Source organism: Tabrizicola sp. (assembly GCF_051645465.1).
GTDB lineage: Bacteria > Pseudomonadota > Alphaproteobacteria > Rhodobacterales > Rhodobacteraceae > Tabrizicola.
Genome location: NZ_JBOFBI010000389.1, coordinates 1 through 7,040 on the forward strand (window position 1 = coordinate 1; position 7,040 = coordinate 7,040).

Annotated in this window: 8 protein-coding genes and 1 pseudogene; 3 read left to right on the top strand and 6 right to left on the bottom strand. The window is 64.7% G+C overall.

All coding sequences use genetic code 11. The annotated features are described in order from the left end of the window. Positions 1 to 262 precede the first annotated feature (262 nt). The 6 genes from ACRCSW_RS23605 to ACRCSW_RS23630 form a co-directional block, all read right to left on the bottom strand. Positions 263 to 871: a DedA family protein gene (locus ACRCSW_RS23605; protein ID WP_438708098.1), complete on the bottom strand. Its 609-nt coding sequence runs from the start codon at positions 869 to 871 to the stop codon at positions 263 to 265. Next, positions 868 to 1,257 carry a hypothetical protein gene (locus ACRCSW_RS23610; protein WP_438708099.1) on the bottom strand — a complete coding sequence of 130 codons (390 nt, stop codon included), beginning with the start codon at positions 1,255 to 1,257 and terminating at the stop codon, positions 868 to 870. The genes ACRCSW_RS23605 and ACRCSW_RS23610 overlap by 4 nt, the downstream gene beginning before the upstream one ends. Beyond that, on the bottom strand, positions 1,254 to 2,435 hold the full coding sequence (locus ACRCSW_RS23615) for a vWA domain-containing protein (protein ID WP_438708100.1): 1,182 nt from the start codon (positions 2,433 to 2,435) through the stop codon (positions 1,254 to 1,256). The genes ACRCSW_RS23610 and ACRCSW_RS23615 overlap by 4 nt, the downstream gene beginning before the upstream one ends. Positions 2,436 to 2,440: 5 nt before the next feature. Beyond that, on the bottom strand, positions 2,441 to 2,611 hold the full coding sequence (locus ACRCSW_RS23620; RefSeq protein WP_438708101.1) for a hypothetical protein: 171 nt from the start codon (positions 2,609 to 2,611) through the stop codon (positions 2,441 to 2,443). Between the two features lie 31 nt (positions 2,612 to 2,642). After that, entirely contained in the window at positions 2,643 to 3,968 is a 1,326-nt protein-coding gene (locus tag ACRCSW_RS23625; protein WP_438708102.1) for a DUF2927 domain-containing protein, read from the bottom strand. A gap of 219 nt (positions 3,969 to 4,187) precedes the next feature. Further along, positions 4,188 to 5,027, bottom strand: a complete 840-nt coding sequence (locus ACRCSW_RS23630; RefSeq protein ID WP_438708103.1) for an AAA family ATPase — start codon at positions 5,025 to 5,027, stop codon at positions 4,188 to 4,190. A 171-nt stretch (positions 5,028 to 5,198) separates the two neighbouring features. Here ACRCSW_RS23630 and dksA point away from each other — a divergent pair, with 171 nt between their 5' ends. From dksA to ACRCSW_RS23645, 3 genes and pseudogenes are all read left to right on the top strand, one after another. After that, the gene (dksA, locus tag ACRCSW_RS23635) at positions 5,199 to 5,621 is read left to right on the top strand and encodes an RNA polymerase-binding protein DksA (RefSeq protein WP_438708106.1); all 423 of its coding nucleotides are present in this window, start codon (positions 5,199 to 5,201) and stop codon (positions 5,619 to 5,621) included. 71 nt (positions 5,622 to 5,692) lie between these two features. Further along, entirely contained in the window at positions 5,693 to 6,874 is a 1,182-nt protein-coding gene (locus tag ACRCSW_RS23640) for an FAD-dependent oxidoreductase (RefSeq protein ID WP_438708105.1), read from the top strand. Positions 6,875 to 6,952: 78 nt separating this feature from the next. After that, positions 6,953 to 7,040 (top strand): annotated as a pseudogene (locus ACRCSW_RS23645) (IS1595 family transposase); the annotation flags it as partial.

Below are 7,040 nucleotides of genomic sequence, written 5' to 3' on the forward strand. Positions count from 1 at the left end.
ATCTCCGGCACCTCCATCGCCGCCGCCATGCGATCCGCAAGCCGGGTGATCGAGGGGTCGGTCAGCGGCACCGACTTCTCGTCTAGAAGCTTCTTCGTGCGCCACATCGAGAAGCGCAGCATCAGGAAGGCGTATGCCAGCGCCAATACGATAGGGAGGAGAAGCTTGGTCATCCCTCGGATATGGGGGCGACAAGCGCCGCGTCAAACCCCCAACGGGCCAACTAGGCAGCCGCATAACAGGCCGCAACGAACACAAGCTGTCAGCCGCGCCCGTTGTCGGTGTCACTTCGCTGGCTGCTGAAGAGCCAGTACCCCAGAACCACAACCGCCCCCACGCCACCGACCATCCCGAGGGCAGAGCCCAGCATCTCGCTCGCCGCTTCCACGTTCCCGGCGAAGCCATAGCCGGTGCCGACGTAAAGCCCGGCCCAGGTCGCCTCGCCTGCGACACCTGCCAGCGTAAAGCGGGTCCAGCCGTAGCGGGTGCTGCCCGCGATGAGGTTGACCCACGGTCCCAGCGGGCTGACCAGCCAGCGCGAGAAATAGACCGCCAGCAGACCCTGCCTGTCCATCAGCGCGTCGGCCTTCGCCAGAAGCCGGTCCCGCGCAGGATCGGCGCGCAGCCGGTGCAAGAGCGTCGCCCCATAACCGTGCCCCGCCCAGTATCCCACCTGGTCCCCCGCAATCGCCCCGACGGCCGCGGCCACGAAGCTTTGCCACAGGACCAGATCGCCTGCGGCCGCAAAGCCTCCAGCCGTCAGCATCAGGATCGAGGCGGGGAAGGGAAGGGCGAGGCAGGAAAAGAACGTCGTCGCGGCCAGAAGCCACAGCCCGTACTGCGGGACCAGCGCCAGAAGCCAGGCAGTCATTCGCTGGCCCCGTCGGCACCGGGCTGCGCGTCCCGAGCCGCGTCACGGGCGCGAAGTTCGGCAATGGCGGCTTCGACGAGGGTGATGATCTCTTCCACCGGAACGCCCCGGTCCCTGGCAATCTCGCTTAAGGGCTGCGGGCGGCCCTTGACCTCGGGAAGGGGCAGGCCCGCAAGACGGTCGATCTCACGCGGGTCAAGGTCCCAGGACCGGCCGACGTAGCCCACGGTCATCCAGGGGCGAACCGGTTCTTCCTGGTGGGTCGCCCAATAGACCGTGCGATAGGCAAAGTTCCCCGCGAAGAAGAGCGTCAGCGCGCAGGCCAGCAAGAAGGCGCTGGTCAACACCGGTTTCGCCCGCCAGAGCTGTCTCAGGCGGTTGATCATCTAAGCTCTCGTATCCCCCGCGACAGGCCGTCCAGTGTCATTGGCACCATGCGCCCCTCGAAGATGTCATGGATCAGGGCGGTCGAGCGGGTGTAACTCCACCCCGTTTCCTCCACCGGGTTGATCCACAGATTGAACGGCCACTGCTGCCTTATCCGTCGCAGCCAGACCTCGCCCGCCTCGCGGTTCCAGTGTTCATTGGCGCCCCCCGGATGCGTGATCTCGTAGGGGCTCATCGAGGCATCACCGACCACGATCAGTCGCCAGTCGGCGCCGTAGGTCCGGATCACGTCCCAAGTCGGGGTCTGGTGATCCCAGCGGCGGCGGTTGTCGCGCCAAAGGCCTTCGTAGACGCAGTTGTGGAAGTAGAACACCTCCAGATGCCGGAATTCGGCCTTTGCGGCGGTGAAGAGCTCTTCCATCACCCGGACATGCGGGTCCATCGACCCGCCGATGTCGAGAAGGAGAAGAACCTTCACGGCATTTCTCCGCTCCGGTCGGGTCTGCACGTCCAGCCAGCCCTGGGCAGCCGTCGCGCGGATCGTGCCGTCAAGGTCCAGCTCTTCCGCCGCACCTTCCCGCGCCCAGCGGCGGAGGCGCCGGAGCGCAAGCTTGATCGTCCGCGTCCCGATCTCGGCATCGCCGTCCAGATTGCGGAACTCGCGCTTGTCCCAGACTTTGACGGCCCGCTGGTGGCGGCTTTCGTCCTGCCCGATGCGCACGCCTTCGGGGTTATAGCCATAGGCACCAAAGGGCGAGGTCCCGGCGGTGCCGATCCATTTCGACCCGCCCTGATGGCGGCCCTTCTGTTCGGCCAGCCGCTGGCGCAACGTCTCCATCAGCTTGTCGAACCCGCCAAGCGCCTGGATCGCCGCGCGCTCCTCAGCCGTCAGATGCCGTTCGGCGAGCTTTTCCAGCCAGTCCCTTGGCAGGTTCAAGGCGTCGAGGATTTGATCGACCGTGACGGTCTCCAGCCCGGAAAAAGCCCGAGCAAAGGCACGGTCAAAGCGGTCTATGTGGCGTTCGTCCTTCACCAGGGTCAGGCGGGCGAGGTGATAGAAGCCGTCGGCGTCGTAGATCACGATGCCTGCAGCCATGGCCTCAAGAAAGCTCAGGAATTCGCGCAGCGAGACCGGCACGCCTTCTTCCCTTAACATCTGGAAGAATGGCAGGAACATGCGGATCAGCCCCGCAGCATGCGATCAAGATAGATGGTCAGGAAAAGGCCGATCAGCCCGAAGACAATGCCATAGACCGCTGCGTACTGCGCGATGTCAGCAGGCTTGCCGCCGCGCATCTTGGCCCGAAGACCACCGCCGATTGCGCCTAAGACCAGACCGCCGATCACGAACATTCCGCCCCATTTCCAGGGCTTTGCCGCCCCTTCAGCCGTTGCCCGCGCGATTGGCCACTGCCGCGATATCGCGCATCCGGGCCTTGACCACGCTGTCAGACCCGAAGCCATAGCGTGCCCACGGCTCACTGTCGAGCCGCAGCGCCGCCGCAGCCGCGGGGTTGCCAAGCTGCTCCAGCGCCTCGGCCTTCACCAGCATCAGCGTTGCGAGAAGGGCTGCGTTCTCATGCCGCCGGACCACCGGGATCGCCCGGTCGGCCAGCCGAACGGCCTCTTCGGCCAGCCCTCCGGCCAGGGCCATCGCCGCGAGCTGCATGTCGACATGTGCCAGCTGCACATCCCCGCCGGGCAGGCGAGAATAGATGGCGGCTGCCTGTTCAAACGCCTGCAACGCCCGCTCCGGTTCGCGTCCGGCCATCAGCCGCCCCACCGCGAAATAGCTGAAGGCGGCCCGGCTGTCGCTCCAGCCTGCTGCTTCGGCAATCGACAAGGCCCGCTCTGCCGCCGCTTGACGGCTGGCCAGCGATCCGTTGCGCCCAAGCGCCGTTTCGATCGCGCGGGTCCAGTCGGCGGGCGTTCCCCCCATGCCGGTCAGCCCAGCCGAGGTGCCAAGGCGTGCGGCCACCTCTTCCCGGCTCATCCCGCTGGCAAGGGATGGCGAATAGGTCAGCCGCAGGATCTCCATGTCGAAGCCGGTCAGCACCGAATGGAAGTTATCGTCGTTGAAGACGCTGTCGGGCAGGCGGTAAAGGTCGTTCAAAGGCCCCAAGGCCTGGGCCAGTTCCTCATGCAGGCAGTCGCGCACCTCTTGCGGGCTCGTGTCTGCAGGGATGAAGATCGCCGCCCGCTCGCGCTGCGTGACCAGCGCCCAGTCCACTTCGTCCGAACCGCGCTTCTTGCGGTATTCGGCAAGCGAGCTGACATTCGGCACCACGAAACAGGCCGCCGTCGGCGCGAGACGCCTCAGTTCCGACCGGCTGGCAAATTCGACGGTGATCGTCGCCTCACCCGACGCCGGCGAGATATCGATCCCCGCCTCGCCCTGCAGCCGCCCGATCAGCGCCCCCAGATCGCGCGCGGCCGAGCCGGGCACATTGCCCGTCATCGCCACCGTCACCGGCCCTTCAAAGCGCGAAAACGTATCAAGCCCCCGACCGCTTTCCATAGCGAAGGTCAGGTCCATGAAATCGCGCGTCAGCGAAGACCCCGCCAAGGGCGCCGAAACCGCCCGGAACGCGTTTGGGTCGCCGAAACCCACCCCAACCTCTGCAGGTGGGCGGCTCTTTGACACCTGGGCGGGCGGCGCACAGGCGGACACCACGCACAGCGCGGCAAGAAGAACGGGCAGGCGCATCATAAAACCAGTCTGGCAGCGCCCCGGCAGATGGGGCCCGGCGAGTGTCCGGTCCTGGAAGGCAGTGAGTCAATTCGCAGAAAATTACGAAATTTCCGACCACTATCCATCGCGGTTGAAGTAATCTGCGGCGCAGCATTTATCCACAGGCTTCACGCAATATTACAAACTGCAACAATTCGCACCGAATCCGTGATCGCAAAACACGCCCAGACCGATTCGCTACCGCTGCCCCCGCGCCATGAAGGCAAGCCGTTCAAAGAGCTGCACATCCTGCTCGTTCTTCAGAAGCGCGCCGTGCAACCGGGGCAGGGCGTTCCTGGGATCCTTGCGCAGATCCTCGGGCGCCAGGTCCTCGGCCAAGAGAAGCCGAAGCCAATCCAGCACCTCGCTGGTGGAGGGTTTCTTCTTCAGCCCCGGCACCTCGCGCAGCTCAAAGAACTGGGTCAGCGCCGCACTCAGAAGCTGGTCTTTGATGTCCGGGAAATGCACGCGAACGATGGCCGCAAGCGTCTCGGGATCAGGGAACCGGATGTAGTGGAAAAAGCAGCGGCGCAGGAAGGCGTCCGGCAGTTCCTTCTCGTTGTTCGAGGTGATGATCACCACCGGGCGGTGCTTCGCCACCACCATCTCACCCGTCTCATAGACATGGAACTCCATCCGGTCGAGTTCCTGCAGCAGGTCGTTCGGAAACTCGATGTCCGCCTTGTCGATCTCGTCGATCAGCAGGACCACGCGGCCCTCGGCCTCGAACGCCTGCCAAAGCTTGCCCTTGCGGATGTAGTTCCGCACCTCATGCACCCGCGCCTCGCCAAGCTGGCTGTCGCGCAAGCGGCTGACCGCGTCGTACTCGTACAGCCCCTGTTGCGCCTTGGTTGTGGACTTCACGTGCCACTCAATCAGGGGCAGATCAAGGCTCGCCGCCACCTGCCGCGCAAGCTCGGTCTTCCCGGTCCCGGGCTCTCCCTTCACCAGAAGCGGACGCTGCAGGGTGACCGCCGCATTGACGGCAATTGCCAGATCAGCTGACGCCACGTAAGTCGCGGTCGAGGAAAATTTCATCGCAGTATCAACATCCTGTTTGGCAGCCTTTCACAAACCCTACCTGCGCCCAGAAAATGTCGCAACCGCTAGTGACAATCGTTTGGGCTTGCGATAAACGCCCGCCAACAGGAGCGCACTATGACAGAAGCCAACCTGTCGGAGCGATCCGGCGCGAAGGAGAGAGTTTCGATGAAGGCCGAAGTTTTCTTGCCTGATGATTACCGTCCCGCCGAGGACGAGCCATTCATGAACGACCGCCAGCTGGAGTATTTCCGCCGCAAGCTTCTGGTCTGGAAGCAGGAACTGCTCGACCAGTCCGCTGAAACCATCGACAGCCTGCAGGACAGCGCCCGCAACGTTCCCGACATCGCCGACCGCGCCTCAGAAGAAACCGACCGCGCGCTGGAACTGCGGACGCGTGACCGGCAGCGCAAGCTCGTGGCCAAGATCGACTCCGCGCTCCGCCGGATCGAGAACGGCGAGTTCGGCTATTGCGAAGTCTCCGGCGAGCCGATCAGCCTGAAGCGGCTCGATGCCCGCCCGATCGCGACCATGACGCTGGAAGCACAGGAAAAGCACGAACGCCGCGAGAAAGTGCATCGCGACGACTGACACCGCCCGGTGCTGCATTCGGATTTGACGCCGGGCCGTTGGTCCGGCGTTGTCGTTTCGGAGGGTCTGAGATGAGCGTTATCGGCCAATCTGTAACGGTAATCGGGGCAGGGATCGCGGGCCTCGCCGTCGCCCGGGCGCTTGCGCAGCGGGGGGCATCGGTCACCGTGTTGGAACAGGCCGACGCGATCCGCGAAGTGGGTGCAGGCCTCCAGATCTCGCCGAACGGAGCCGCCGTCCTGCGCGCCTTGGGTCTGCAGGGGGCGCTTGACGACGCCTCGATCCGGGCCGAGGCGGTTCAGCTGATCGACGGTCCTTCGGGTGAGGTCGTCACGCGCCTGGACCTTGCCCGTCTCCGCCCCGGCCAAGGCTACCACTTCCTCCACCGCGCCGACCTGATCGCGCTCCTCCTCAAGGCCGCAACCGAGGTTGGCGTGACCCTCCGCCTCCTCTCCCGCGTGACCGACATCTCGCTTTCCGGCGCCCGACCCGTCATCACGCTGGAAAGCGGAGAGGTGGTTGAAACATCGCTTCTCGTCGGCGCCGATGGCCTCCGGTCCCGCCTGCGCGCTGCGCTGAACGGATCAGAGGAACCCTTCTTCACCGGCCAGGTCGCCTGGCGCGCAGTCATCCCTGCCGAACCGGGTGCCCGCCCGGTCGCCGAGGTCCATATGGGCCCAGGCCGTCACCTCGTCAGCTACCCCCTGCGTGGCGGCACCTTGCGCAACATCGTGGCCGTCGAAGAGCGGGTGAAATGGGCCGAGGAAAGCTGGACCTTCCGCGATGACAGCATGGACCTGCGCGTCGCCTTCCAGGAATTCAGTCCGCGCGTCCGAGCCTGGCTGGAAAGCGTCGAGGACCCCTGGCTCTGGGGCCTCTTCCGCCACAAGGTCGCCGAAAGCTGGACCCATACGCTCCCTGCCGGAGCCGCCGCGATCGTTGGCGATGCGGCCCACCCAACGCTGCCCTTCCTCGCGCAGGGCGCGTCGATGGGGCTGGAGGACGCCTGGGTTCTGACCGAAGCGCTGGCAACGCACGACACCGTGGCTGCGGCACTTGCGGCTTATCAGGCCAGGCGAAAACCCCGGACCACCCGCATCGTTGCCGCCGCGAACGCCAACGCGCGGGCCTACCACCTTTCGGGTCTGCCGAAAGTTATCGGGCATAGCGGATTGCGCCTCCTGGGCCGCATTTCACCCGGAACGATGATCAGCCGCTTCGACTGGCTCTATGGTCACGACGTCACCGCCTGAGACCAAATTTCTTAAGTAAGAAATTTGCCAAGGGTCTACCCTAGCTGAGGGGTTCTGGGAGCGTGCTAAGGTGCTCTCATGGCTTGGAAAAACCGGTATCTGTTTCGGGGGAGAATCTCGGAGCGCAAGTTCCGCGATCTTCTGCGCCTGTTTGCCCTTGATCTGA

Excerpts from the sequence above, each read along its gene's own strand:
- ACRCSW_RS23605 (WP_438708098.1), bottom strand. The coding sequence starts at position 871 with ATGACTGCCTGGCTTCTGGCGCTGGTCCCGCAGTACGGGCTGTGGCTT.
- ACRCSW_RS23610 (WP_438708099.1), bottom strand. The coding sequence starts at position 1,257 with ATGATCAACCGCCTGAGACAGCTCTGGCGGGCGAAACCGGTGTTGACC.
- ACRCSW_RS23615 (WP_438708100.1), bottom strand. The coding sequence starts at position 2,435 with ATGTTCCTGCCATTCTTCCAGATGTTAAGGGAAGAAGGCGTGCCGGTC.
- ACRCSW_RS23620 (WP_438708101.1), bottom strand. The coding sequence starts at position 2,611 with ATGTTCGTGATCGGCGGTCTGGTCTTAGGCGCAATCGGCGGTGGTCTT.
- ACRCSW_RS23625 (WP_438708102.1), bottom strand. The coding sequence starts at position 3,968 with ATGATGCGCCTGCCCGTTCTTCTTGCCGCGCTGTGCGTGGTGTCCGCC.
- ACRCSW_RS23630 (WP_438708103.1), bottom strand. The coding sequence starts at position 5,027 with ATGAAATTTTCCTCGACCGCGACTTACGTGGCGTCAGCTGATCTGGCA.
- dksA (WP_438708106.1), top strand. The coding sequence starts at position 5,199 with ATGAAGGCCGAAGTTTTCTTGCCTGATGATTACCGTCCCGCCGAGGAC.
- ACRCSW_RS23640 (WP_438708105.1), top strand. The coding sequence starts at position 5,693 with ATGAGCGTTATCGGCCAATCTGTAACGGTAATCGGGGCAGGGATCGCG.